The sequence below is a fragment of the Micromonospora rubida genome, from assembly GCF_009908295.1.
Taxonomy (GTDB): Bacteria; Actinomycetota; Actinomycetes; order Mycobacteriales; family Micromonosporaceae; genus Micromonospora; species Micromonospora rubida.
The window spans coordinates 355,333-379,405 of record NZ_JAAALO010000001.1 but is presented as its reverse complement, the minus strand read 5'-3'; the positions used below and the strand labels follow the sequence as shown (position 1 = coordinate 379,405).

Here is a 24,073-nt window from a genome sequence, read left to right as displayed (position 1 = left end):
TCGGGCGACCGGCACAACCGGCTTTCTCGGCCTGTGTCGCGGGCGACGGCCGGTGGGGTGCCGCGACCAGCCCGCTGGCATGGCACCGTCCCTGCCACCGGAAGAGCAACTGAATCGGTTAACAATCGGCGACGCGGTCCAGTAGGGCAAACGCCACGGTCGCGGCGAAGGCGGCCAGATCGCCGTCCCCGGTTCACAGTCTTGTAACTTAATCGGTTCAGTGCTTTGATGGGCTGACCGGGCAACCAGCACGATCGATGTCTTGCATCGGGCCGGACTCGGCCGCGTATCGCTCCTCCCTCGGCGCAACGGCCACCTGCCGCCCGGCTCGGGCGGCCAACGGCCGTAGCCCCGGCCCAGGGGCCCCTCCCTGTGGTCATCGCCCGAGCGGCCCGGCCTGGCCGCGACAAGTTCAGCGTTCCCGAATGGTTGGGAGTTCAGCATGCCCAGGAAGAAATCCCGCCCAGGACTGTTCGTAGGTCTACTCCTCGGCGCTCTGCTGGCCGCGATCGGCGTGTTCGCGGTGGGCCCCGGCGCGCAGGCGGCGGCGTCGCCGTTCGTCCAGCGGTGCGGCATCCGTTTCTGTCTGGACGGCCAGGCGTTCTACTTCGCCGGGACGAACACGTACGACCTGTTCACCTACGGCAGCGGATCGGGTGAGACCGAGAACCAGTACATGGACAAGGCTCGCATCGACGGCCAGTTCGCCCGGATGAGTGCGGATCGGGTCACGGTGGTGCGGACCTGGCTGTTCAGCATGGAAAGCTGGCACGGGTTCGAGACGGCCGAGGGCATCTACAACGAGCAGCAGTTCGCGCTCTTCGACTACGTCATCCAGTCGGCGAAGGCACACAACATCCGGCTCGTTCCGGTCTTCGAGAACTACTGGGAGGCATACGGCGGCATCGACCGTCGCCTCCAGTGGGAGGGCCTGTCCGGTGGTCACCCCGGACGCGGTCAGTTCTTCAACAAGTCCAAGTGCCCTGGCTGCTTCACCTCGTACAAGAACTACGTCAGCCACGTCCTGAACCGCGTCAACCACTACAGCGGCGTCAGGTACAAGGACGAGCCGACCGTCCTGGCCTGGGAGTTGATGAACGAGCCTCGCTACCAGGACCAGACCCCGAACGAGAACACCACGGGCACCACCCTGCGGGCCTGGGTCGACGAGATGGGCGCCTTCGTCAAGGGCATCGACCCCCACCACCTGCTCGGCACCGGCCTGGAGGCGCACGAGACGCGGTACGGGTTCGGCGGCGACGAGGGCAACCCGTTCGTGTACGTCCACCAGTCTCCGTACATCGACTTCACCTCCGCCCATCCCTACCCGACGGAGTCGTGGGCCGACCTGGACCTCGCCGAGACCAAGGCGCTGGTCCGGCGGTGGATCTCGGACTCACACAACCTGGTCGGCAAGCCCTTCTTCATGGGCGAGTTCAACACGCACAACGTCGACCGGACCGCATGGTGGCGGGAGCTCTTCGTCGACTTCGAGGCCGCCGGCGGCGACGGCAGCGCGTTCTGGTGGTACGCCGATCGCGAGATCGACGGCAAGTTCGGCGTCACCCAGGGCGATCCGGAGTTGGCCGTGTTCCGTGCCCACTCCGAGCGGATGGTCGCCAAGAGCGGCGGCACGGTCCCCACGGTTGGACCGACCGCGTCACCGACCAGCCCGAGCCCGACGGCTTCCCCGACGGCGCCGCCCACCACGCCGCCCAGCGCGTGCACGGTGCGGTATGTGTTGTCCGACTGGGGCAACACCTTCAACGCCGACGTCACCATCCGCAACGGTGCCGGCAGCGCGGTCAACGGTTGGGCGTTGACCTTCTCGTTCCCCGGTGCCCAGACCATCAACAACATCTGGAACGGGGAGGCCGCCCAGTCCGGGAAGCAGGTCACCATCCGAAACGCGTCGTGGAACCCCACGATCGCCGCCGGTGGCACCGTCAACTTCGGCTTCTCCGCCACCTCGGCTCCCGGGACCAACGGTGTCCCGACCGCCTTCAGCCTCAACGGCGTCGGCTGCGCCAAGAGCTGACACGTCCGGTGCGGGCGGCCCGAGGGGGAGGCCCGCACCAGCCACGGGGTCCCCGGCCGAACCGGCCGGGGACCACCGACTTTCCCGCCGCCCGCCGCCCGCCGCCCGGCCGGGGCCGGGGCCGGGCGGCGCGCGCCTCCGCGCCCCGGGCCGATTTGTGCGCGCGGGCCACGCCCGGGGCCGCAGAACCCGTACGCGAAGCTCTCCTGCCGGAACACCCCTCCTGCTGGACGGGCGCTGATGACAGCAGTGCGGTGCCGAGTCGGGTGTCATCGAGGCCGGCCTGGTCTCGCAGGGCCGCTCGCGCTATGTAGCGTCCTTCCTCGAAGATGTGATCGGAAGCCCCTTCTGTGCGGCGAGGGCTTTAAGGGCGTGACGGAGCGCCGTGCGCTGGCGACCGGGGAGCGGACCTAGCAGGTCGTCGTCGATCGTGCGAGCAATGTTCTCGCATCGGGTCAGCAGACGGGCGCCTTCGTCGGTGAGCTTGAGGATCTGGCGGCGTCGATCTCCGGGATCTCGTACTCGGCTGATTGCCTCGAGCTGTTCAAGATGGTCCGCCAGGGACACCACCAGGCTGGGGGCGACCATGAGCTTGGCGGCCAGCTCCTGCTGGGAGGCGGCGCCGGCGTGGATGAGCGCAGTCAGCAGTCCTACGTGCTTGGGCTTGAGGGCGTACACCGCGATCTCGTTGGCAAACCGCTCGGCGATCAACGCTCCCAGCGTGCCGAGCTGAAAGGTCACGGTCTCGGGCAGGCCGGTCGACAGCTTGACATCGTTCACGTTGTGAATGCTAGCATCCCGGTATTCATTCAGGCCGTGAACGATTCTCGGCTAGAACTGGGGAGTCTCGATGACTGTTGTCGTGCTCGTCAACGCCCTGTGCGCGCTGCTCACCGCTGTCTTCGGCATCGTCGGCCTTGTCAGGCCGCTGCTGCTCGCGAGTGGCGAGCACCTGACGAGAGGTCTCACGTACTACGCCTATGCCTACGGCGTCCGGGCCGTGCCGCTCGGTATCGCCACGATCGTCACGCTCGCCACCGGCAATGTGGCCGCGATCCTTCCGCTGCTGATCACCTCCGGTCTCGTCCAGGCCGCCGACTCGGCGCTGGGCATCCGACGACGTGTCGCCGGCATGGCGATCTCGGCGGGCGTCACCGCAGCTATCCACCTGGGCTCGGCCTGGTGGCTCCTCATCCGCTGAAAGCCGGTCCATCCGTCCCTGAAAGGCTTGCCATGTTGAGATCCTTGCTGTACTCCGGTCCGTCGCTCGACCACCTGCACGAGCACTACGCCAAGCAGGGCCGCATCGACGATTACGCGGCCGTGAAGGCCTCTCAGATCGTCATGATCGACGCGCCCGTCCGCACGGTCTGGCACGTCCTAGCCACTCCGGCGACGTGGTCACGCATCGACCCGACGATCCGCGACGTGACGATGATCGGGGCAGTCGCGCCGGACACACCGTTTTCGTGGACCAACGGCAAAGCGAAGATCGAATCCCGGTTCGCAGTGGTCCGTCCCGATGCGGAGCTGAGCTGGACCGGGGTGAGCTTCGGAGCCCGAGCCGTCCACCGGCACCAGTTGCAGCGCAGGGCCGACGCCGGTACTGACCTGGAGATACACGAGTCCATGGCTGGACCGCTCCTCGGCCTGTTCTTCGACACCGCCAAGCTGCAGGAAGCGCTGGTGGCCTGGGCAGAGGGCATCAAACGCGTCGCGCAGAACCTCCACATCAACCAGGCCCGGTGAGCGCCATGCGGCTACTGATCCAAGTGAACGACCTGCTGGCGTTCGCGCTGGAGCTGATCATGCTGGCGGTCCTGGCCCGCTGGGGATTCACCCGCGGCTACGGTCTGCCCACCTCGGCGGCGCTAGGACTTGGCGCCCCGCTACTGGCTGCGGTGACCTGGGCGGCCTTCGCCGCTCCACGGGCCTGGATCACGCTTCCTCTCGCCGGCGTTGTGAGCGTCAAAGCGCTGGTGTTCGCCATCGCCGTGGCGGCTCTGGCAAGTCTCGGCCATCGCAGCTGGGCGGCCGTATTGGCGGCCGTCGTGATCATCAACATCGCCATCGCTGTCGCCAATAGGCCATGAACGGGCCGCCACCCGGTCGCGGAAGCGGTAGTGAGCCGGCTGGCAAGGCCGAGGACAAGGCCACCCTCGCAGCGGGATTCGGGATCTCGCGAGCGACCGCCTACCGATATCTCGCCGAGGCCGTGCGGGTCCTCGCGGGTGACCAGCCGTCAGCGGCGACCCCGGCGTAGCGCGTCGTGCAGGGTGGGTGCCTGCCACGTCATCCTCGACGGGAAACTGTTCAACACCGACCGCCCCGGACCACCCTCAGCGTGAAAGGCAACACGATCGACGGCTGGTACTCCGGGAAGCACCGTGACTTCGGCGCGAACATCCAAGCCGTGCCGTGCCCGGACGGGTTACCGATCTGGACCTCCGACGCGATGCCCGGACAACTCCACGACCTGACCTGCGCCCAACGACTGAACGTCGCAGGCGCCCTGTACTGGGCAGCTTCCGAACTGCGGTTACCGACCCTGGCCGATGCCGGCTACGAAGGCGCAGCAACGCCATCATGATCTCCATCCCGGCACTTGACCCGAACTTGCGGCGAGCGCGACTCACAAATGTGTGTCAACGACGCCACCCGGGTGTACGACCGGCAGCTCGCGCCGACGGTGGCGGCCGTGGCGGCGGCGGGTGTCCGGTTCGAGGCGCACAGCCTGCCGGCTCCGTCGGCCTGATCCTCGGCACCGTCCTGGCGGCCCCGACCCCGTCGGCTTCCGGGTCGGCGGAGGGGGCTGCGGGATCGGCTGGCTTCGGCAAAACTGGGACAAGGGCCTCTTCCGATCGGAATCGAGGCCCGGGCGAACGGCCGGGGTGCCGCACCCACCCCGGCCGTTCAGCTCCACCCCGTCAGCGGTGCAAGCGCGGGTGGTCAAACTCGGCGGTCACCGGCGGCTCCGCGTCGCCGTGGGCCACCGGCCCGATCCGGGGCGCGGTGTCGGCCGGGAACGTCCAGGCCCGCCCCCGTTCCAAGTCTTTGAAGTGCTGTACCGGGCTGGCCGGGCCGCTCGCAGACTTTGGGTGAAATAGGAGAATTGTTCGGGCTCTTCCCGCTCCAGGTGCTTACGGTGAGTTTCGTACCAGCCGCACCGTGTCGTACCGGGAGAGAGGACCCGACCATGCGAGTGCCCAGCCGAAGCCCCGGCCAACAGCCCGGCACGTCCGTCGCGTCCGCCACCCCGGCCCGGCGGGTGCCCCGGGGGGTGGCCCGCCGACCGGCCCCGCCCGCCGCCCCGGACCTCGACGCCTACCGGGCGGCCGTGGCGGAGCTGCTGATCGAGGTCGGCGCCCTGGCCGAACCCGAGTCGGCGGGAGCCCGACAGGTGCTGCTCGACGAGCGCCTGCGCGAGCCGGCGATCGCCGCGGTGCTCGACGCCACCCCGCAGGGCCTCATCGGGGCCCGGGAGACGCTGCTGCTGGAGATGGCCCGCTACCGGCCCAACCCGCGCAGCTCCGCCGCCGACCTGACCGCCCTGGTCCGGATCTACCTGCTCTCCCGCATCGACATGCTGTGGTGGCGCGACGCGCCCACCTTCATGACCGACGCGGAGGTGAACGGCAGCGCCGACCTGGTGGACCTGGAGTGGCTGCGCCGCCGCGACCTGCTCCGCTTCCGGTACCAGGAGCAGCCCGCCACCGTCGTCGGCCGGGGCGTGCGGGCGGTGCGTCGCCGGTTGCTGCCGGACGCCCGGCCGCGCACCGCCGGGCTGAAGTTCCGCCGCGCCCGCCGCGAGGTGGTCGGCCTGCTCAACGACATCGGACGCGAGTTCGCCCGGATCACCCCGCCCGGCACCCCGCCGCTGTGGGTGACCAGCCTGGTCCGCAGCGCCGCGCACCAGCACCAGCTGCGCCGCCTCGGCTACGCCGCGATGGTGCCCAGCGGGCACTGCCTCGGCTACGCCGTCGACGTGGAGCTGGCCTGGTTCGAGCGGTTCGGCGCCCGGGACGCCCTGGCCGGCCTGCTGCTCGCCCGGCAGCGGGCCGGGGAGGTCAACGTGGTCGACGAGGGACAGGCCTGGCATCTGTGCCTCGCGCCCGCCGCCGGGCTGCGGTTCCGTCGGTCGTACGAGGCCGAGATGGGGGTCTGAGCCGTGTGTGGTATCGCGCTGAGCATCGGCCCGGAGGCTGACCCGGCCACCTTCCGCCGGATGCTGTCCGCCCTCGCCCCGCGCGGCGAGGTGACCGAGACCCGCCGGGAGGCCGGGCTGCTCGCCGGCACCCGCCGGCTGCGGATCGTCGACCGGGACCGGGCCGTGCAGCCCTGGGTCTCCGCCGACGGGCGGTTCCTGCTCTGCTTCAACGGCGAGGTCTTCAACCACCACGAGTTGCGCGCGGAGCTGACGCGACTCGGCCACCCGTTCCGCAGTTCGAGCGACACCGAGGTGCTGCTCGCCGCGTTCCTGGCCTGGGGCGAGGACGCGGTGCGGCGGCTGCGCGGCGAGTACGCGTTCGTCGTCGTCGAGCGGGCCACCGGGCGGGCCTACCTGGCCCGTGACCCGCTCGGGGTCAAGCCGCTGTACTGGTCCCGGGTGCCCGGCTGCCTGCACCTCGCCAGCGAGGTCAAGGCGCTGGTCGGGCACGGCGCGCCGGTGTGCGAGGTGCCCCCGGGGCACCACGGCTGGGCCGAGCCGGGCGGCGACGTCCGGCTGCGCCCGTACGTCGACCTGCTGACCCTCGGCGAAGGGCTGCCGATGGTGGACGACCCGGACGAGGCCGCCCTGCTCGTCCGTGCCGCCCTCACCGACAGCATCCGGATGCGGGTGGACACCGACCTGCCCCTCGGCGTGGTGCTCTCCGGCGGGCTGGACAGCTCCCTGGCTCTGGTGCACGCCCACCAGATGCACCCGGACTGCGTGGCGGTCACCGTCGGCGTGCCGGAGAGCCCGGACGTGGCGTACGCCCGGCGGCTCGCCGCCGACCTGGGGGTGCCGCACGAGGTGGTCGAGCTGCGCCCCGGTGACGTCCGGCTCGCCGACGTGCGGGAGGCCATCCGGATCTCGGAGCTGACCGAGTACGGGGACATCATCAACGCGGTGGTCTCGGTGCCGATCTTCCGTCGGCTCCGCGAGCTGGGCGTGCGGGTGGTGCTCACCGGGGATGGCTCCGACGAGTTGTTCGGCGGCTACCCGATGTACCACCAGGTCGGCCCCGAGCGGGCCCGCCGGCTGTTCCTGCACCGGATCCGCAACCTGTGCCGTACGGAGTTGCAGCGGGTGGACCGGGCCAGCATGGGCCACGGGGTGGAGGCGCGGGTGCCGTTCCTCGACCTCAGCGTGGTGGAGCTGGCGATGCGGCTGCCGCTGGAGCTGAAGCTGCGCGAGGGGCGGGAGAAGTGGATCGTGCGGCGGGCCTTCGCCGACGTGCTGCCCGACTACGTGCTGCGCCGGCCGAAGAACCCGATGTCGTACTCGTCGGGGCTGCACGAGCGGGCCCGGCTCTACAAGCCGCTGTTCGCCCGGCTGCACCGCTCGTTCGGCTACCACCTGCTCGAACCCGTCCGGCGGGACTTCGACAGCGTGCTCAGCCGGTGCGGCAACGACCTGGACCGGGCCATCGCCGACGGGCTGGCCAGGCCGGACTACACGATGCTGGAGCACGCCCGGGACCTGGTCGGGGCGGCGAAGTGGAACGCCGCGCCGGTGGTCCGCCGGCTGGTCGGCCCGCGCACCACACGGCGTACGCCGGTCGGCTGACCGGTGGCGGGGCGGCCGGTCGGCCGCCCCGCCACGGGGTCACCGCAGGTAGGGGCCGGTCTCGCCGATCTTCCCCGGCGCCGGGTTGCCCGGCAGGTCCAGCACGTACACCCGCAGGTTGCCCCTGCCGGCGACGGCCGCGGTCAGCGTCCCGTTGGTCACCGTCCGCACGTCGCCGGTGACCGCGTCGACGTACCGGCCGTTGGGAACCCCGGTGAACGTCGCGTTGCCGGAGACCGTCACCAGCGCGAAGCTGTCCACCGCGCCGGAGGTGAACCGGCGCTTGTACGCCATCGAGCCGCTGATCCCCTCGGTCGAGTACTGCCCCTTCTGCAGGGCGGGCACCGCCCGGCGGATCTGGTTGAGCCGCTGCACGTGCTTGACCAGCGGCTGGCTGAGTGTGGTGGCCACCGGCCCGGTGGCGGAGCCGACCTTGCCGAAGTCCGCCGCGGTGACCGTGCCCTGGAGGTGGTCGCCGTAGTAGGCCCGGCCGGTGGTGGCGAGGGGACAGGTCGGCCCGCAGTCGATCCTCACGCCCTTCTGGAACTCGATCTCCGAGCCGTAGTAGAGCGTCGGGATGCCCCGGAACGTCCACATCAGGCTCATGTTCTCCGCCCAGGCGTCGGTGCCCCCGGTGTACCGGGTGTTCGACTTGTTCGGCCCGTAGTCGTGGCTGTCGACGTAGACGACGTTGTAGGTGGCGTCGTTGTAGCTGTCGTCGGAGTCCTTGCCGTTGCCGTACGCGTTGTTGGCGTCGCCGAAGTTCATGTGCATCCGCATGTCGATGACGTTCATGCCGGAGAACTTCGAGCGGTCCGGGGCGTGGTAGGTGTTCCCGCGCAGGAACGCGTTGTCGGTGGTGGGCTGGCCGCCCGGGCCGGCGAGCTGCTCGTAGTCGAACTGCTCGATCGCGGCCCGGACGTCGTCGGGGCTGTACTCCTTGCGCTCCTTCCAGGTGAAGAACTGCGCCGAGTGGTTGACCGAGCCCCGGTTCCACTTGTCGTTGACGAACGCGGCGACCTCGCCGAAGACGTAGAAGTCCTTGCCCTTCTCGCCGTGCTTGGCCAGGGCGTGCTGCTGGATGGCGGGCAGGAAGCGGCGGTTCCAGGTGACCCGGGGAATGTGCACGGCCGTGTCGATCCGGAAGCCGTCCACCCCCATGTCGATGTACCGGTTGTACGCGTCGATCAGGTACTGCTGCACGGTGGCGTTCTCGGTGTTGAAGTCGGCCAGGTCCTCGTGCAGCCAGCAGCTCCGGGCGTCCTCGCCCTCCCAGTTGCCGATCCAGCACTGGTGGTACAGGTCGGCCGGGAACAGCTTGTTGGTGGGGGCCGGCCACTGGCACCCGTAGAGCGTGAAGCCCTCCGGGCTGGTGCCGCTCGGGGTGCCCCAGCGCGGGCACTGGTTGCCGGCCGGCGCGGCCGTCGACCACACGTCCCCGTTGTACGCGCGGCCCTTGGCCAGGGCGTTCTGCGCCGGGGTCAGGTCCGGATCGGCGCCCGCGTGCTCCACCATCGGGTCGTACCCGCGACCCGGCTCCTGCTTGCTGTACATCCACTTCCACTGCTCGTCGCGGACGCCGTACACCGTGGGGGTGAACAGGCCCTTGGCGCCCCAGCGGGAGCTGTGGTTGTAGACCACGTCCTGGAAGATCTTGATGCCCTTGCCGTGCGCGGTGTTGATCAGGTCCTGGTAGCTCGCGCCGGGGCTCTCCAGGCGCGGGTCGACGCGGTAGAAGTCCCAGCCGTGGTAGCCGTGGAAGTCGTAGTCGGACCGGTTCAGCACCACCGGGGTGATCCACAGGGCGGAGAAGCCGAGCGCCTTGATGTAGTCCAGCTTGTCGACCAGGCCCTTGAAGTCGCCCCGGAACATCGGGTCGTTGTTGGCCGCGTTGCCGGACCTGACGTGCTGGCTGCCGCCCCGGTTGTTGGCGCTGTCCCCGTCGGCGAACCGGGCGGTCATCACGAAGTAGATGCTGTCCTCGCGGGGATCGCCGCCGAGCGGGCTGCCGGCCGTCGCCGGTGGCGGGCCGTCGCCGGTGGTCGCCGCCGCCGGGTCGCTGGCCGGTGAGGTGTTGCCGGCCGCGTCGTACGCCCGCACGGTGTACTCGTAGCGGGTGTTCGCGGTCAGCGCGCCGTCGAGGTAGCTGGTGGCGGCGGTGGTCGTCGTGACCGTGCCCTCAGGCCCGCCGGTGCGGGTGAGCCGGTAGCCGGTGACCGCCCGGTCGTCGGTGGCCGCCGCCCAGGACACCGCCACCCGCACCCCGTTCGCGATGGCGCCCAGCCCGGTCGGGGTGGAGGGTGCGGTGGTGTCCGGCGTCTCCGGCGCGCACGGCGCGGTCGCCCCGGCGGTCACCACGCCGCCCTTGACCGTGGTCACCCCGGCCCCGATGGCGTAGTCCGCGCCGTTGTTGTTGTCCCAGTTCCCGGCGCCGTTGTTGAACGCCGCCTTCATCGTCGTGGCGGCACCCAGGTCGACCGCCCGGTGGGCCCAGCCGGTGCAGCCGGCCTCCATCGGCACGCCGGGCACGGCGGTCCAGGCTCCGCCGGCGGGCTGGTAGTGGATGTTCGCGGTGGTCCAGCCCCGGGTGGCGACGTGGTACCAGACGTCGGCCGTCCGGCCGGTCGACGGGGTGGGCGAGGGCGGCGTGCCGGCGCAGGGGTCGCCCGTGCCGACCACGCCGCCGGAGACGGTCACCACGCCGGTGCCGAGGCGGTAGTTGCGGCCGTTGTTGTTGTCCCAGGTCCCCGCGTTGTTGTTGAAGACCGCCTGGAGGCCGGTGGCGGACCCGGCGTCGACGGTCCGCTTGCGCCAGCCCGTGCAGGCCGGCTCCATCGGTACGCCCGGCACGGCCGTCCACGCGCCGCCGTCGGGGGCCCAGTGGAGGTTCACGGTGCCGGTCCACGCGGCCGGGGGCTGGTAGTAGACGGTCACGGTGTTCGCGGCGGCGGCGAGGCTGAGGGGGGCCAGCCCGACGACCAGACCGGCGGCCGTCGCGGCCCCGATCATCCGTCGTCGTCGGCCGGATCTGCTGCCCATCGGGGCTCCTCGGGGGTGAGATGTCGGCACCTGGGCCGAAGGGGGACGGGACCCTTGCGGGACAGCCGTCGGTCCGGGGGTGGCTGTCCGATCCGGACAGTGGAATGACGCATAACGTCAATCAAGGCCGAATCTTTCTGCAAAGTCTTGCAAGTGTCGAGAAAGTTACCACCATCAACGTCCCGACACCAGATGTTCACAACAGGCGGGAAAACACCCTGCCGGCACCGCCTGACACGCGGGCGCGACGACCGATTTCCGCCAGCGTCCCGGCCGCCGGTGGCGCAGGCTGGCACCATGACGACGACCCCCGCCTTCCGGGTCCGGGCGCTGCCGCCCGAGGTCCCCGCCGCCGTCCGCGCCACCGACCGGGACGCCTCCGGCCTGCCGCCGCACCGCTCGACCGCCGCCGGCGGCGAACCGCTGCGCTGCTGCCTGCGCGACGCCACCACGGGCGAGGAGATCATGCTGTTCGGCTACGCCCCGCCGATATCGGTAAGCCCGTACCGGGAGGTCGGCCCGGTCTTCGCCCACGCCGGCCCGTGCGCGGGCACCCCGGCCCCGGGGTACCCGCCGGCCTGGCGCGGGCGAAGGCAGGTGCTACGCGCGTACGACCGGCGGGGGTGGATCCACGACGCCCGGGTGCACGACGGCTCCGACCCCGAGGCGGTGATCGCCGAACTGCTGGCCGACCCGGCGGTGCAACGACTGCACAGCCGCAACGTGGCATACGGATGCTTCATGTTCGCGGTGGACCGGCTCGGCTGACCCGCCCCGCCGCCCGGGTCAGCCGGTGAGCAGCAGCGCGCCGACGGCGGCGAGCGTGGCGGTCACCGCGAGTACGGCGCTGGCGGCCACGAACCGGCCCAGCGGCACCGCCAGCCCGGCGGCCCGGCACCGCTCGTACCAGAGCAGGGTGGCCAGCGACGCCCACGGCGCGACCAGCGGCCCCACGTTCGTGCCGACGAGCAGGGCCAACAGCCGGGTGACGTCACCCGGGGGCAGCACCGCCTCGCCCGCCACGTACGCGGGCAGGTTGTTCACCAGGTTGGCCAGCAGCGCGCCCGTCCCGCCGGCCCGCAGCGCCCCGAGCGTCCCCCCGTCCGGGCCGAGCAGCACGCCGACGAGGTCGTCCAGCCCGTGCCGGCCGAGGGTCTGCACCACCAGGAACAGCCCGGTGACGAAGAGCAGCAGCCGCCACGGCACCAGCGCCGGCCGCAGCGTGGCCCGGGACCGGACGGCGAACCCGGCCAGCACCAGCCCGGCGGCCACCGCCGAGGCGATCCCGATCTCCACCCCGGCGAGGATCCCGGCGATGAAGAGCAGACAGCCGGCGAGCGCTGTCCGGTAGAGCACCCGGTCCACCGGCGCGAGCCGCTCGGGCGCGACGAACCGGTCCACGCCTCGCCGCCCCCGCCGCCAGTACCCGGCCCAGAGCAGCGCCATGGTGACCCCGATCGCGGCGAACTGTGGCAGCGCCATCCGGGCCGCGTACGGCAGCGGGTCGAGGCCGACCCGGTCGGCGGCGAGCAGGTTGGTCAGGTTGGACACCGGCAGCAGGAGGCTCGCGGTGTTGGCCAGCCACACCGTGGTCATCGCCAGCGGCAGCGGCGGCATGCCCAGTCGGCGCGCGAGCGCCAGCATCACCGGGGTGAGCAGGACGGCCGTGGTGTCCAGGTTCAGCGCGATCGTGGTGACGGAGGCGAGGCCGACGCAGAGCACGAACAGCGCGGGGTAGCTGCCCCGGGCGACGATGGCCAGCCGGGTGGCCAGCACGTCGAACACCCCGGCCACCGCCGTCAGCTCGGCCAGCACCACCACCGTGCCGAGGAACAGCAGCAGCGGCAGGACGCGTGCCAGGGTGGCCGCCGTCTCGGCGCGCGGCAGCAGCCCGGTCAGCGCGCAGGCCGCCCCGAGCAGGGCCAGCCCCAGCGCCACCCCGTCGAGCGGGTGCAACCGACGCAGCCGGGTTCGACCGGCCGGTGCGGGTGGCTCGCCGCCGTCAGGGGTCACGGCGGGTGATACTCGCACAGCGGCCGGGCTGCCCCGGCGGCTCGCCGTACCCCTGTGACCAGGCACTCGGTGCCGCCGGGATCGGACGGACCTGACGGGCGGCGGCGGTGTTCCCACCGGCGACCCTCCGGGCCGCCGGCCGTGGTGGACAACGGTCGATGGCTGATTTAGCGTTCAGGGACTATGCGTAGGACCCTCCTCGGCGCCGGCCTGGCCCTGCTGCTCGCCGTCACCGCCTGCTCCGGACCCGAGCCCACCGCCGCCGGGTCGACGCCCGCCGGCCCGTCGACCGGCACGCCTACCGCCTCGCGGCAGAGCGCGCCCGAGGCCGAACAGACTCTGGCCAGCCTGCGCAAGGTCGACGGCCTGCCGATGTGGGAGATGACCTTCGTCGGCGACTACGACCCCACCGTGGGCACCGACGCCGCGCCGCCCAGCCCGTTCGGCTGCTCGCTCTTCGCCGCGTGGGGCGACCGGAGCCGGCCGCTGTTCGCCCGCAACTTCGACTGGGAGGCCAACCCCGCCCTGGTGCTGCGCACCGACCCACCGGACGGGTACGCCACGGTCTCCCTGGTCGACATGTCCTACCTCGGCGTCGGCGCCGACCCCACGGGGGACCGCCGGCTGCTCGACGCGCCCCTGCTGCCCTTCGACGGGATGAACGAGCGCGGGCTCGCCGTCGGGCTGGCCGCCGACGACGCCGCCACCGCCCGGCCCGAGGCGGGCAAGCCCACCGTCGGCTCGGTGCGCATCCTGCGACTGGTGCTCGACCAGGCCGCCACCGTGGACGAGGCCGTCGCCGTGTTCGGCCGGCACAACCTCGACTTCGAGGGCGGGCCCCCGCTGCACTACCTGCTCGCCGACGCCACCGGCGCCTCGGCCGTGGTCGAGTTCGTCGACGGCGCGATGAGGGTCGAGAAGGGGCGGGGGAGCTGGCAGGCGCTGACCAACGTGCCCGTTGTCGGCGTGCCCGAGGAGAAGCGGCGCACCGACCACCGCTACGGCGTGCTCGCCGCCGCGCTGACCAAGGCCAGCGGGGTGGTCGACGACCGGGCGGCGCTGGAGCTGCTCAACGACGTCCGGCAGGGCCACACCCGCTGGTCGGTCACGTACGGCCTGCGCACCGGCGAGATCCACCTCCGCACCGCGACGGGCACGGACCGCACGTACCGCCTCCCGGTCACCCCGTAGACCTTGGAAGATTTCGGCCCCCGGAGGGGCCGTTTCCCTCCAAGATCTGTCCGGTGCACAGAGGGCGGGGGCATGCCGGTGGGCCGGGTGCCGTGGGATGTGATCCCCGGCCCCCGGCCCACCGCCCCCTCGATCAGCGCTTGGCGGGCTCGAAGGTGTAGTCCACCCCACCGACGTCGTACTTCTCCCCGAGCTCCTTGGCCGGGCCGACCTGGACGACCTGGAGCATGTACGACCGCTGCAGGACCTGGTCCGTCGAGAAGCTGAGCGACAGCACCGGCCGCTCGTCCGGGTTGATCAGCAGGTCCTTGATCTGTGCCTTGTACGGGTCGACGATCTGGATCGAGGTGTCGCCGACGACCCGGATGCCCTCACCCGGCGCACCCGCGGCCCGCCAGCGCTGGAACATCTCCGGACCGAGGTCGGCGATGATCTTGGCACCCGGCACCGCCTCGCCCAGCGGCCGGAACGCGAGGTCGTACTTGGCCGGCACTGCCAGGCCGTTCGCCAGGGCGTACGGCCGGACCACGACGCCCGTGCCGCCGCCCGCCGGGACGGTGTTGGCGTTCTTCCAGGCGATGTTGTTGTTGTACTGCGTGTTGATGGACGTCGACGTGCCCTCGAACAGCATCGGGTCGGTCGGCGACTCCCAACGCAGCAGGAGGCAGAAGTGCCCGATGGAGGGCACGTTGTTCCACGCGATCGACGTCGTGGTGACTCCGGAGGCGGCGACCACCAGCGGCTTCGCGCCGATCTGCGTCCAGTTGAGCGGCCAGTTCGCGGCGCCGCCGGAGGTGGTGTAATACGCCTTCAGCGTTCCGGTGCTGATTCCGGAACCGTAGGGGCCGTGCTGGTTCAGCTTCACGAAAACGTAGCTCGTCGAGCCGACGACCGGATTCGTGGACGCGGCGCACTCCACCGCGGTGGGGCAGATCTTGATGTCCGGGCTGTTGAAGAACGACGAGTAGATGGCACCGTGCGGCTCGAAGCCGGTGTCGCTCGCGATGTCCCGGATGTAGACGTCGGTGCGGGCGTTGGCGGACATGCCGCTGCCCGCGTCCGCTGCGACTGCGGCGGTGCCGCCCACGGCGAATGCCATGACAGCGGTCAGGACGGCGCCGAACAGCAGTCGCGCCATGCGCGGCCGTGGACGTGTGCGTGCGATTCTCATACTGATTCCCTTTCGACGGGGCGGTGGATGTCCGAGTGTTTTCGGTGATCCCGTCCACCCGGCTCGATTACTGTAGGGCAATGGTCGCGAACAATGAAACACTCAAGAGCGTCGATTACTCAAAGGGTGTCCGCATTTGCCGGGGAGGCGGTAATTCCCGGATACGGCGGAACATGAATCGAATAGTCACGCGTGATCGTGTATCAACGGCGGCCCACGACACTCCTGTACGCCTACCAGTTCGCGCCCCACCCGACGGGCCCCCCGTGAGCCGGGTGCGCCCGGGCAACCCGGAGCCGGCCGGCCGCGCCCGGAGAGCATGCCGGCCCGTACGCTGGGTGACCGTGAAGCGGATCCTGTTCGGCCGGCCGCTGCGCAGCGTGGCCTTCGACGTGGCGGTCTCCGGCTTCGTGGTGCTGTTCGGCCTCACCGGCGCGGTCAACCAGCCCGGCGGGTGGTGGGGCACCGGCGTCGGCGCGGCGATGGCCGTGGCGCTGCTGTTCCGGCGCGCCCACCCGTCGGCGGTGGCGGCGGCCGTCGCCGTGCTCGCCCTGGTCCAGGTCGCCGCCGGCTGGGGACCGCTGGCCTTCGACGTCGCCGTGCTGATCGCCCTGTACAGCGTCGTGAAGTACGCCGAGCGGCTGCGCGACGGCATCATCTTCGGGATCGTCGCCGCCGTCGGGGTGGTGCTGGGCGCGCTACAGATGCAGGGCACCGTCGCCTGGTGGGCCACGGCGATCTGGTTCGGCCTGGTCACCGGCGCGGTCTGGCTGATGGGCCTCAACGTGCGTACCCGGCGGCTCTACGTGTTCAGCCTGGAGGAGCGGGCCACCACCCTGGAGCGCGAGCGGGAGGCCGAGTCGCGGGCCGCGGTGGCCGAGGAGCGCACCCGGATCGCCCGGGAGCTGCACGACGTGGTGGCGCACAGCATGGCCGTGATGATCGTGCAGGCCGACGGGGCGCGGTACATGTTCGACCGGGACCCGGAGACCGCCCGGGAGGCGGTGAAGGTGGTCGCCGACACCGGCCGGCAGGCGCTGGAGGAGATGCGCCGCCTGGTGGGCGTACTGCGGGAGCCGAGCGCGGCCGACCCGGCGGCCGGGACGGACGGCGCGGGGCCCCTGGGCCTGTCGGCGGAACCGGTGCACCGGCGACCGGCGCTGGTGGGGCTGCCCGAACTGCTGGACCGGTTCCGCGCCGCCGGGCTGCGCATCGACTGGACGGTCACCGGCGAGCCCCCGGCGCTGCCGCCCGGCCTGGAGCTGACCGTGTACCGGGTGGTGCAGGAGGCGCTGACCAACGCACTCAAGCACGCCGGGGTCGGCGCGACGGTCGCGCTGGGCATGGACCACCCGCCCGACGCCGTCGTGGTCCGGGCCGTCGACGACGGTCGCGGCCGGCCGGTGGTCCGGCCCGCGCCCTCCGGCGGCCACGGCCTGGTCGGCATGCGCGAACGGGTGACGGTGTACGACGGCAGCCTCACCGCCGGGCCCAGGCTGGCCGGGGGGTGGCAGGTCGAGGTGCGGCTGCCGCTACCGTCGAGCACCGTGACGGAGGTGACGGCATGACGATCCGCGTGATGATCGTGGACGACCAGGCGCTGGTGCGGGCGGGATTCCGGATGGTGCTGGATTCCCAGCCCGACCTGACCGTGGTCGGTGAGGCGATCGACGGCGCGGACGCGTTGCGGGTGCTCGACCGGATCGAGGCCGACGTGGTGGTGATGGACATCCGGATGCCGACCATGGACGGGGTGGAGGCGACCCGGCGGATCTGCGCCGGCCGTCCCGGGGGCAGCCCCCGGGTGCTGGTCCTGACGACCTTCGACACCGAGTCCGACGCGTTCGCCGCGCTCCGGGCCGGGGCGAGCGGGTTCCTGCTGAAGAGCGTCCCCCCGGAGGAGCTGCTGGCCGCGATCCGGGTGGTGGCCGAGGGCGACTCGGTGGTCGCCCCGCCGATCACCCGCCGGCTGCTGGAACGGTTCGCCGGCCAGCTCGGCCCCGGCCCCACCGGGGATCCCCGGCTGACCCAGCTCACCGAGCGGGAGCGGGAGATCCTGCTGCTGGTGGCGCAGGGCCTGTCCAACGCCGAGATCGCCGCCCGGGTGCACGTCGCCGAGGCGACCGTGAAGACCCACGTCGGGCGGATCCTGGCCAAGCTCCAGCTCCGCGACCGGGTCCAGGCGGTGGTGCTGGCGTACGAGAGCGGCCTGGTCACCCCCGGAGGCTGACCGGAGGTACGACCTGAGGCGTACGGGACCGCCCCGTCGGGGACGCCCTGCGGCGCACCGAGGCCGAGCACGTGGGTGGACGCGGACACACCGGCAGCGGCCATAGCGTCGGAGACGTCCAGCCACCCTCTCCACGGGGAGCACCACGTGTCCGTACCACCTCCCGCGTTCGCCGCCGCCGGCGTCGCGGTCACCGCCCGGGGCCTGCGCAAGGAGTACGGCGCCGGCCAGGCGCGGGTCGTCGCCCTCGACGGCGTCGACGTCGACTTCGCCGCCGGCCGGTTCACCGCCATCATGGGCCCGTCCGGCTCCGGCAAGTCCACCCTCATGCACTGCCTAGCCGGCCTCGACCGGCCCAGCGCCGGCACGGTGCGCATCGGCGACGCCGACACCGGCCGGCTCGACGACAAGCGGCTGACCCTGCTGCGCCGGGACCGGGTCGGCTTCGTGTTCCAGAAGTTCAACCTGCTGCCCGCGCTGACGGCCGAGGAGAACATCGTGCTGCCGCTGGCCATCGCCGGCCGCCGCCCCGACCCGGGCTGGCTGCGCCAGGTGGTCGCCGCCGTCGGGCTGACCGACCGGCTGCGGCACCGGCCCGCCGAACTCTCCGGCGGCCAGCAGCAGCGGGTCGCCGTCGCCCGCGCCCTGATCACCAAGCCGTGGGTGATCTTCGCCGACGAGCCGACCGGCAACCTCGACTCCCGCTCCGGCGCGGAGGTGCTGCGGCTGCTCCGCGAGGCCGTCGACACCCTCGGCCAGACCGTGGTGATGGTGACCCATGACCCGGTCGCCGCGAGCCACTCCGACCGGGTGGTGTTCCTCGCCGACGGGCGGCTGGTCCGCGAGCTGACCGCGCCGACCGCCGAGGCGGTCCTCGACGCCCTCGCCCGCCTCGACCCGGCCCCGGCCGGCGCGACGGGGGCCCGTCGATGATCCGGCTGACCCTGCGCCTGATGCGCGCCGACGCGCTGCGGCTGATGCTCTCCTCGCTGGCCGTGGTGCTCGGCGTCGCGTTCATCGCCGGCACCCTGATCTTCACCGACGGGATGGAACAGGGCGCGTACGACCGGGCCGGCACCTTCGACCGGCACACCGACCTCGCCGTGTACGCCGAGCAGACCCCGATCCCGCCCGCCCTGGTCGAGCAGGTGCGCGCGGTCGACGGGGTGCGCGCCGCCGACGGGGAACTGACCGGCACCGCCGGTGTGGTCGGCTCCGACGGCCGGCCCGTGCTCGGCTTCGCCGTCCTCGCCGCGATCCCCACCGACCCGGCCCTCCAGTCGTACGACGTGGTGGCCGGGCGGCTCCCGCAGCGCCCCGGCGAGCTGGTGCTCGACGCGCCGACGGTGGCCGAGGAGGGGTTCGCCCTCGGGTCGCCGGTGAGCGTCGGCGGCAGCGGGGGAGCGGCCCGCCCGTACACCCTGGTCGGCACTGTCGACGTGGCCGGCACCTCCCGGGACGTCGGCGGGCCGTTCATCGGCCTGGCCGGGCCCGACGCCCTCGACGTCGGCGCGGAGAAGGGCTACGGGCGGATCATGGTGGCCGCCGCGCCCGGCGTGCCGGCGGCGGAGCTGGCCGACCGGCTGGCGGCGGTGACCGGTGCCGGCGTGACCGTGAAGGACCGGCAGGAGATCCTCGACGCCGCCGTCGAGAACGCCGTCCGCGACGTGAAGCAGTTCAACCTGCTCCTGCTCACGTTCGCCGGGGTCGCCGTGGTGGTGGCCGGGTTCGTCATCGCCAACACCTTCGCCATCGTGCTCGCCCAGCGCACCCGGCGCACCGCCCTGCTGCGGCTGGTCGGCGCGACCCGGGGGCAGGTGTTCCGGGCGATGCTGCTGGAGGCGGCGGTGACCGGGCTGGCCGCCTCCGCGCTCGGGGTGGCCGCCGGGACCGGCCTCGCCGTCGGGATGAACGCGCTGCTGTCCGCGTTCGACGTGCCCGTCTCCTCCGGCGGGCTCGCCGTCACCGCGTCGACCGTGCTGACCTGCCTGCTGCTGGGCGCCGCCCTCACCGTCGGGGCCGCCGCCGTGCCGGCCTGGCGGGGCACCCGGATCGCGCCGGTGGCCGCGCTCACCGACGCGGCGGTGCAGCCCACCCGCCGGGCCGGCCGGGTCCGGCTCGCCGCCGGCGCGCTGGTCTTCGGCTCGGGGGTGGCCGCGCTGGTGGCGGCGGGGGCCAGCGGCCAGGTGCCGCTGGTCGCGGCCGGCGGGGTGCTCACCTTCTTCGGCATCGTGCTGTTCGGGCCGGTGCTGGTGCCGGCGCTGGTGCGGGTGCTCGGCTGGCCGGCACGCCGGCTGTTCGGGGCGACCGCCGGGCTGGCCGTGGCGAACGCGGTGCGCAACCCGCGCCGGATCGCCGCCACCGCCACCGCCCTGGTCATCGGCATCGGACTGGTGTCCGCGTTCGTGGTCGGGGCGGGCAGCGTCAAGGCCGGCATCGAGCGCGCCGTGGACCGGCAGATCGGGGTGGACTTCCTGGTCACCGGCATCGGCGGGGACCTGCCGCCGACCCTCGCGGCCGAGCTGGCCGCCCGCGTCGAGCTGGGCGTCGTGCACGAGCAGCGCAGCCGGATCAGCGGCGGGATCGAGCTGCGGGCCGCCCACCCGACGCTGGTCGGGCGCACCCTGACTACCGTGGACGCCGGCGACGCGGGCCGGCTCGGGCCGGGCCGGGTGCTGGTGCACCGGGAACTGGCCCGGGCGAAGGGCTGGGCGGTCGGCGACACCGTCACCCTCGCCGGCCGGCCGTTCGAGGTGGCCGCCGTCGTCGACGCCGAGGGCCCGTTGCTGGCCGGCAGCCCGGTCCCGGCCGGGCACGTGGTCGACGTGGTCGACGCCGACTTCACCCGCCTCTTCCCGGCCGAGCGCGGCTACCTCGTCGAGGTCGACCCGGCCGCCGGGGTGCCCGCCGAGCGGGCCCGGGAGGCCGTCGAGTCGGTGGTGACCCGCTACCCGACGGTGAACCTGATGGACCAGGCGGCGTACAAGAAGTCGCTCACCGGCACGGTCGACATGCTGCTGGCGTTCGTCACCGCGCTGCTCGGCCTGGCCGTGGTGATCGCGCTGGTCGGGGTCGCCAACACGCTGAGCCTGTCGGTGGTGGAGCGGACCCGGGAGAACGCGGTGCTGCGCGCGATCGGGCTGACCCGGGGCCGGATGCGCGCCATGCTCGCCGTGGAGGCGGTGCTGATGGCGCTGGTCGGCGCGGTGCTCGGGGTGGGCCTCGGCACCGGGGTCAGCGCCGGGGCGATGGCGGTGGTCGCCCGCATCGGCGGCGACTTCACGCTGGTCATGCCGTGGGGGCAGCTCGGGCTGATCCTCGCGGTGGCGGTGCTCGCCGCGCTCGCCGCGTCCGTCCTCCCGGCCCGTCGGGCCCTGGCCCGCCCGGTCGTGGAGGCCCTCGGCGCCGAGTGACGACGCGGGGTCCCCGCCCACGGGCGGGGACCCCGCGCGATCCCTCGTTCAGAGCCGCTCGACGGTCGGGCCGTGGCACCGGTTGCGGGTGTCGAAGACGTACCGGGCGTGCCGCACCACCAGGTCGTAGTCGAGGCAGTCGTGGTCGGTCACCACGACCACCGCGTCGGCCTGCCGGACCTCGTGCTCGGTCAGCCCGACCACGGTCACCCCGGCGGGCACGTGGTGCGGCTCGGCGTACGGCTCGACGGCGCGCACGTCCGCGCCGAGGGCCTGGAGGCGGCGGGCCACGTCGACGGCGGGGGAGTCCCGCATGTCCCCGGTGTTCGGCTTGTACGCCAGCCCGAGCAGCAGCAGCCGGGCCCCGCTGACCGCGCGGCCGACCCGGTTCAGCCCGCCCATGATCCGCTGTGCGACGTGCTCGGGCATCTCGTGGTTGACGTCGTTGGCCAGCTCGATGAACCGGAACTGCCGCCCCAGCCGCCGCTTGACCTGCCAGGACAGGTAGCACGGGTCGATCGGCAGGCAGTGCCCGCCGACCCCCGGCCCGGGGCGGAACGGCATGAACCCGAACGGTTTGGTCTCGGCCGCCTCGATCGCCTGCCAGACGTCGATGTCGAGGTGGTGGCTGAGCATCGTCAGCTCGTTGATCAACGCGATGTTGACCTGGCGGAAGGTGTTCTCGATCAGCTTGGTCAGCTCGGCGACCCGGGTGGAGTCCACCGGCACGGTCCGCTCGACCAGCCGCCGGTAGAACGCGTCGACCCGGTCGCGGGACTCCGCGTCGACCCCGGAGACCACCTTCGGGGTGTTCTCCAGCTTCCAGGTGGGGTTGCCGGGGTCGATCCGCTCGGGGCTGTAGCCGAGGTGGAAGTCGCCGGGGCTGGTCAGCCCGCTGGCCGATTCCAGCAGCGGCCGGAGCAGCTCCTCGGTGGTGCCCGGGTAGGTGGTCGACTCCAGGACCACCACGCAGCCCGGCCGCACGTACGGGCCGATGCCGACCCCGGCCTGCTCGACGAAGCTCAGGTCGGGGACGCCGTCGCGCAGCGGGGTGGGCACGGTGATCACGCAGACGTCGAAGCCCTCGGCGTCGGTGTACTCCGTGCTCGGCCGGTACCGGCCGCTGCCCAGCGCCCGGCCGAGCCGGTCGGTCGGGATGTCCTCGACGAAGGACTCGCCGGAGGCGAGCCGCTTGACCCGGTCGGCGTCGACGTCGAGGCCGACGACGTCCAGTCCCGCCTCGACCGCCCGCACGGCCAGCGGCAGACCGACGTATCCCTGGCCGATGACGACCAACTTCTCAGCGCTCACCCGCGCTCCCTCAGACGACGGAAAATGCATCCTCGTCAGCGTAAAGGGAGTATCTGCGTTTAAAGTCCGGTTTGGGGATGATGGGGCCGGTGGGAAAGCCGTGACGCCGGCCGGATCGGTCATCCGGCCCCGGGGTCGGTCGGTTCGTGGGGTCAGCCGTTCAGGGCGGGCGGGTCGGCGGGGGTGCTCGCCGTGGTGGGCGGCGGGTCGGCGGGGGTGCTCGCCGTGGTGGGCGGCGGATCGGCCGGGGTGCTCGCCGTGGTCGGGGGGTTGGCCGGCGCGCTCGTCGTCGGCGCGTTGGACGGCATCGGCGCGGGCGACCCGCTGGGCTGCGGGGTCGCCGTCGGGCTGGCCGGGGCCGAGCGGGTCGGGCCGGGCCGGTCGGTGCGATCCTCGTCGACCGCGGCCTCCTCGGTGGCGGCCGATCCGCCGTCAGGCGTCGGGACGGCCGCCGGGGCCGTCGGCCGGTACTTCGTCGCGGGGAGGTCCTCGTTCTGCGTCAACCCCAGGGCCGCGGTGAGCCCGGCCAACGCCACCAGCACCGCCGCGAGCGCGCCGAGCAGGGTGCCGCGCCGCCCGCCGCGCCGGGTGGAGGAGGGGGCGGGCCGCCGCACCGGGGTCAGGTCGTCGCGGGTGGTAGCGCTGATGCCCGGGGCGGCGGCGGGGCCGGCGGCCCCACGCAGCGGGACCGGCACGGTGCTGGTCGGCGCCGAGTCGTCCGCGATGGTGGCCCGCGCCGCCTCGGCCATCGCCGCGCCGGTGGCGAACCGCTCTGCCGGATTCTTCGCCAGGGCCCGGCCCACCAGCTCCCGCACCGACGCCGGGATCTCCTGCGGCAGCTCCGGCGGCTCGTCGTCCAGGTGTCGGACGGCCACCTGCAACGGGTTGTCCCCCGTGAACGGCGGCCCGCCGGTCAGGCAGCAGTACGCCACCGCGCCGAGCGCGTAGATGTCGGTGGCCCCGGAGACCGGCCGGCCGGCCGCCTGTTCGGGGGCCATGTAGAGCGCGGTGCCCGGCACCGCGTTGGCGCTGGTGATGCTCGTGACGTCGGCCGACCGGGCCACCCCGAAGTCGACCAGCACGACGGTGCCGTCGTCCTGCACCAGCAGGTTGCTCGGCTTGACGTCGCGGTGCACGATGCCGCCGATGTGCGCCGCGTGCAGCGCCTGCGCCGCCTGGGTGACCATCGACATGGTCTCGGCGACGCCGAGCTGCCCGGCCGCCTCGATCCGCCGGGACAACGGCTGGCCCTCGACGAACTCCATGACCAGGTAGTCGGCCCGCCCGCCGTCGGGCAGGTCGTCCTCGCCGCAGTCGTAGACCTGCACGATGCCCGGGTGCCGCAGGGCTGCCATGATCCGCGCCTCAGTCCGGAACCGGGCGATGAAGTCGGGGTCGGAGACCAGCGCCGGAAGCAGGACCTTCACCGCGACCTGGCGGCCGAGGATCTGGTCCGTGGCACGCCAGACGTCACCCATGCCGCCGGTGGCGACACGGTCGTCCAGGCGGTACCGACCGCTGAGCACGACTCCCGAAGACAACACGGCACTACCGTACCCAGAGCCGGCGCGGAGCACTTCTCGTGATCTGGCCCAATCGGATGGGCCGCCCGTGGCGACGAGGGCTGTGGGTGGGTCCCTATGTCGGATATTCTGTGACCATTTCGCGACAGTCGGTCATGGGGTCCGGCCCGGCGGGTCGGTCAAGCGGGCCGTGGCCTGCGTCAACCGGCCCACCCGCGGCCCTCGCGGGCGGGCGGTTGCGTCGGCTGGCCCCGGCACGTTGCATCGACACGCCGGACGCACGAGTTGAGAATTCTCACTCTTTTCCCGGCGGTCGGTGACTTGTTCACCCGACCCTCCACCCCTACCGAGCCATGGCGCGGAAGGAGGTCCGG

General features: G+C 72.4%; 19 protein-coding genes. 13 read left to right on the top strand and 6 right to left on the bottom strand.

The genetic code is table 11. From position 1 onward, the window contains the following. Window positions 1–442: 442 nt before the first annotated feature. The gene (locus tag GVV04_RS01590) at window positions 443–2,038 is read left to right on the top strand and encodes a cellulose binding domain-containing protein (RefSeq protein WP_161683937.1); all 1,596 of its coding nucleotides are present in this window, start codon (window positions 443–445) and stop codon (window positions 2,036–2,038) included. 306 nt (window positions 2,039–2,344) lie between these two features. On the opposite strand, the gene GVV04_RS01585 is transcribed toward GVV04_RS01590, so the two are convergent. Continuing rightward, the gene (locus tag GVV04_RS01585; RefSeq protein ID WP_201752783.1) at window positions 2,345–2,818 is read right to left on the bottom strand and encodes a MarR family winged helix-turn-helix transcriptional regulator; all 474 of its coding nucleotides are present in this window, start codon (window positions 2,816–2,818) and stop codon (window positions 2,345–2,347) included. Window positions 2,819–2,888: 70 nt separating this feature from the next. Between GVV04_RS01585 and GVV04_RS01580 the strand changes: the two genes are divergently transcribed. The 6 genes from GVV04_RS01580 to GVV04_RS01555 all read left to right on the top strand — a co-directional run bounded on the left by GVV04_RS01580 (window position 2,889) and on the right by GVV04_RS01555 (window position 7,808). Then, window positions 2,889–3,239, top strand: coding sequence for a hypothetical protein (locus GVV04_RS01580; RefSeq protein WP_161683936.1), 351 nt, complete (start codon window positions 2,889–2,891; stop codon window positions 3,237–3,239). A 44-nt stretch (window positions 3,240–3,283) separates the two neighbouring features. Then, window positions 3,284–3,787 carry an SRPBCC family protein gene (locus GVV04_RS01575; RefSeq protein WP_161683935.1) on the top strand — a complete coding sequence of 168 codons (504 nt, stop codon included), beginning with the start codon at window positions 3,284–3,286 and terminating at the stop codon, window positions 3,785–3,787. Window positions 3,788–3,792: 5 nt separating this feature from the next. Beyond that, entirely contained in the window at window positions 3,793–4,131 is a 339-nt protein-coding gene (locus tag GVV04_RS01570) for a YrdB family protein (RefSeq protein ID WP_161683934.1), read from the top strand. Between the two features lie 251 nt (window positions 4,132–4,382). Then, a complete protein-coding gene (locus GVV04_RS32605) occupies window positions 4,383–4,628 on the top strand; it encodes a transposase family protein (protein ID WP_328822149.1) in 246 nt (81 codons plus the stop codon). Between the two features lie 606 nt (window positions 4,629–5,234). Then, window positions 5,235–6,203 (top strand): DUF5715 family protein, encoded by a 969-nt coding sequence (locus GVV04_RS01560; protein WP_161683933.1) that lies wholly within the window; start codon window positions 5,235–5,237, stop codon window positions 6,201–6,203. 3 nt (window positions 6,204–6,206) lie between these two features. Further along, the gene (locus tag GVV04_RS01555; protein WP_161683932.1) at window positions 6,207–7,808 is read left to right on the top strand and encodes an asparagine synthetase B family protein; all 1,602 of its coding nucleotides are present in this window, start codon (window positions 6,207–6,209) and stop codon (window positions 7,806–7,808) included. A gap of 39 nt (window positions 7,809–7,847) precedes the next feature. Here GVV04_RS01555 and GVV04_RS01550 read toward each other — a convergent pair whose 3' ends face one another. After that, entirely contained in the window at window positions 7,848–10,847 is a 3,000-nt protein-coding gene (locus tag GVV04_RS01550) for a carbohydrate binding domain-containing protein (RefSeq protein ID WP_161683931.1), read from the bottom strand. Between the two features lie 297 nt (window positions 10,848–11,144). Here GVV04_RS01550 and GVV04_RS01545 point away from each other — a divergent pair, with 297 nt between their 5' ends. After that, window positions 11,145–11,615, top strand: a complete 471-nt coding sequence (locus tag GVV04_RS01545) for a DUF1203 domain-containing protein (protein ID WP_161683930.1) — start codon at window positions 11,145–11,147, stop codon at window positions 11,613–11,615. An 18-nt stretch (window positions 11,616–11,633) separates the two neighbouring features. On the opposite strand, the gene GVV04_RS01540 is transcribed toward GVV04_RS01545, so the two are convergent. Next, window positions 11,634–12,860 (bottom strand): ArsB/NhaD family transporter, encoded by a 1,227-nt coding sequence (locus GVV04_RS01540; RefSeq protein ID WP_161683929.1) that lies wholly within the window; start codon window positions 12,858–12,860, stop codon window positions 11,634–11,636. Between the two features lie 183 nt (window positions 12,861–13,043). Between GVV04_RS01540 and GVV04_RS01535 the strand changes: the two genes are divergently transcribed. After that, window positions 13,044–14,051, top strand: coding sequence for a linear amide C-N hydrolase (locus GVV04_RS01535; protein ID WP_161683928.1), 1,008 nt, complete (start codon window positions 13,044–13,046; stop codon window positions 14,049–14,051). A gap of 133 nt (window positions 14,052–14,184) precedes the next feature. On the opposite strand, the gene GVV04_RS01530 is transcribed toward GVV04_RS01535, so the two are convergent. Continuing rightward, entirely contained in the window at window positions 14,185–15,189 is a 1,005-nt protein-coding gene (locus GVV04_RS01530) for a hypothetical protein (protein WP_161683927.1), read from the bottom strand. Between the two features lie 371 nt (window positions 15,190–15,560). Between GVV04_RS01530 and GVV04_RS01525 the strand changes: the two genes are divergently transcribed. From GVV04_RS01525 to GVV04_RS01510, 4 genes are all read left to right on the top strand, one after another. Then, window positions 15,561–16,790 (top strand): sensor histidine kinase, encoded by a 1,230-nt coding sequence (locus GVV04_RS01525; RefSeq protein ID WP_161683926.1) that lies wholly within the window; start codon window positions 15,561–15,563, stop codon window positions 16,788–16,790. Beyond that, window positions 16,787–17,452, top strand: coding sequence for a response regulator (locus tag GVV04_RS01520; RefSeq protein ID WP_161683925.1), 666 nt, complete (start codon window positions 16,787–16,789; stop codon window positions 17,450–17,452). Before GVV04_RS01525 ends, GVV04_RS01520 begins: the two co-directional genes overlap by 4 nt. Before the next feature lie 147 nt (window positions 17,453–17,599). Beyond that, window positions 17,600–18,385, top strand: coding sequence for an ABC transporter ATP-binding protein (locus GVV04_RS01515; RefSeq protein ID WP_161683924.1), 786 nt, complete (start codon window positions 17,600–17,602; stop codon window positions 18,383–18,385). Further along, window positions 18,382–20,865, top strand: coding sequence for an ABC transporter permease (locus GVV04_RS01510; RefSeq protein ID WP_161683923.1), 2,484 nt, complete (start codon window positions 18,382–18,384; stop codon window positions 20,863–20,865). Before GVV04_RS01515 ends, GVV04_RS01510 begins: the two co-directional genes overlap by 4 nt. A gap of 48 nt (window positions 20,866–20,913) precedes the next feature. Here the strand turns inward: GVV04_RS01510 and GVV04_RS01505 are convergent, their stop codons facing one another. Both GVV04_RS01505 and GVV04_RS01500 read right to left on the bottom strand, forming a co-directional pair. Beyond that, window positions 20,914–22,176, bottom strand: coding sequence for a nucleotide sugar dehydrogenase (locus tag GVV04_RS01505; RefSeq protein WP_161683922.1), 1,263 nt, complete (start codon window positions 22,174–22,176; stop codon window positions 20,914–20,916). 152 nt (window positions 22,177–22,328) lie between these two features. Continuing rightward, window positions 22,329–23,720, bottom strand: a complete 1,392-nt coding sequence (locus GVV04_RS01500) for a serine/threonine-protein kinase (RefSeq protein WP_161683921.1) — start codon at window positions 23,718–23,720, stop codon at window positions 22,329–22,331. Between the last annotated feature and the right edge of the window lie 353 nt (window positions 23,721–24,073).

Bases quoted from the DNA above. Each gene is read 5' to 3' on its own strand.
- GVV04_RS01580 (WP_161683936.1), top strand. From the start codon at position 2,889: ATGACTGTTGTCGTGCTCGTCAACGCCCTGTGCGCGCTGCTCACCGCT.
- GVV04_RS01570 (WP_161683934.1), top strand. From the start codon at position 3,793: ATGCGGCTACTGATCCAAGTGAACGACCTGCTGGCGTTCGCGCTGGAG.
- GVV04_RS01510 (WP_161683923.1), top strand. From the start codon at position 18,382: ATGATCCGGCTGACCCTGCGCCTGATGCGCGCCGACGCGCTGCGGCTG.
- GVV04_RS01535 (WP_161683928.1), top strand. From the start codon at position 13,044: ATGCGTAGGACCCTCCTCGGCGCCGGCCTGGCCCTGCTGCTCGCCGTC.
- GVV04_RS01560 (WP_161683933.1), top strand. From the start codon at position 5,235: ATGCGAGTGCCCAGCCGAAGCCCCGGCCAACAGCCCGGCACGTCCGTC.
- GVV04_RS01550 (WP_161683931.1), bottom strand. From the start codon at position 10,847: ATGGGCAGCAGATCCGGCCGACGACGACGGATGATCGGGGCCGCGACG.
- GVV04_RS01545 (WP_161683930.1), top strand. From the start codon at position 11,145: ATGACGACGACCCCCGCCTTCCGGGTCCGGGCGCTGCCGCCCGAGGTC.
- GVV04_RS01590 (WP_161683937.1), top strand. From the start codon at position 443: ATGCCCAGGAAGAAATCCCGCCCAGGACTGTTCGTAGGTCTACTCCTC.
- GVV04_RS01520 (WP_161683925.1), top strand. From the start codon at position 16,787: ATGACGATCCGCGTGATGATCGTGGACGACCAGGCGCTGGTGCGGGCG.
- GVV04_RS01530 (WP_161683927.1), bottom strand. From the start codon at position 15,189: ATGGCGCGACTGCTGTTCGGCGCCGTCCTGACCGCTGTCATGGCATTC.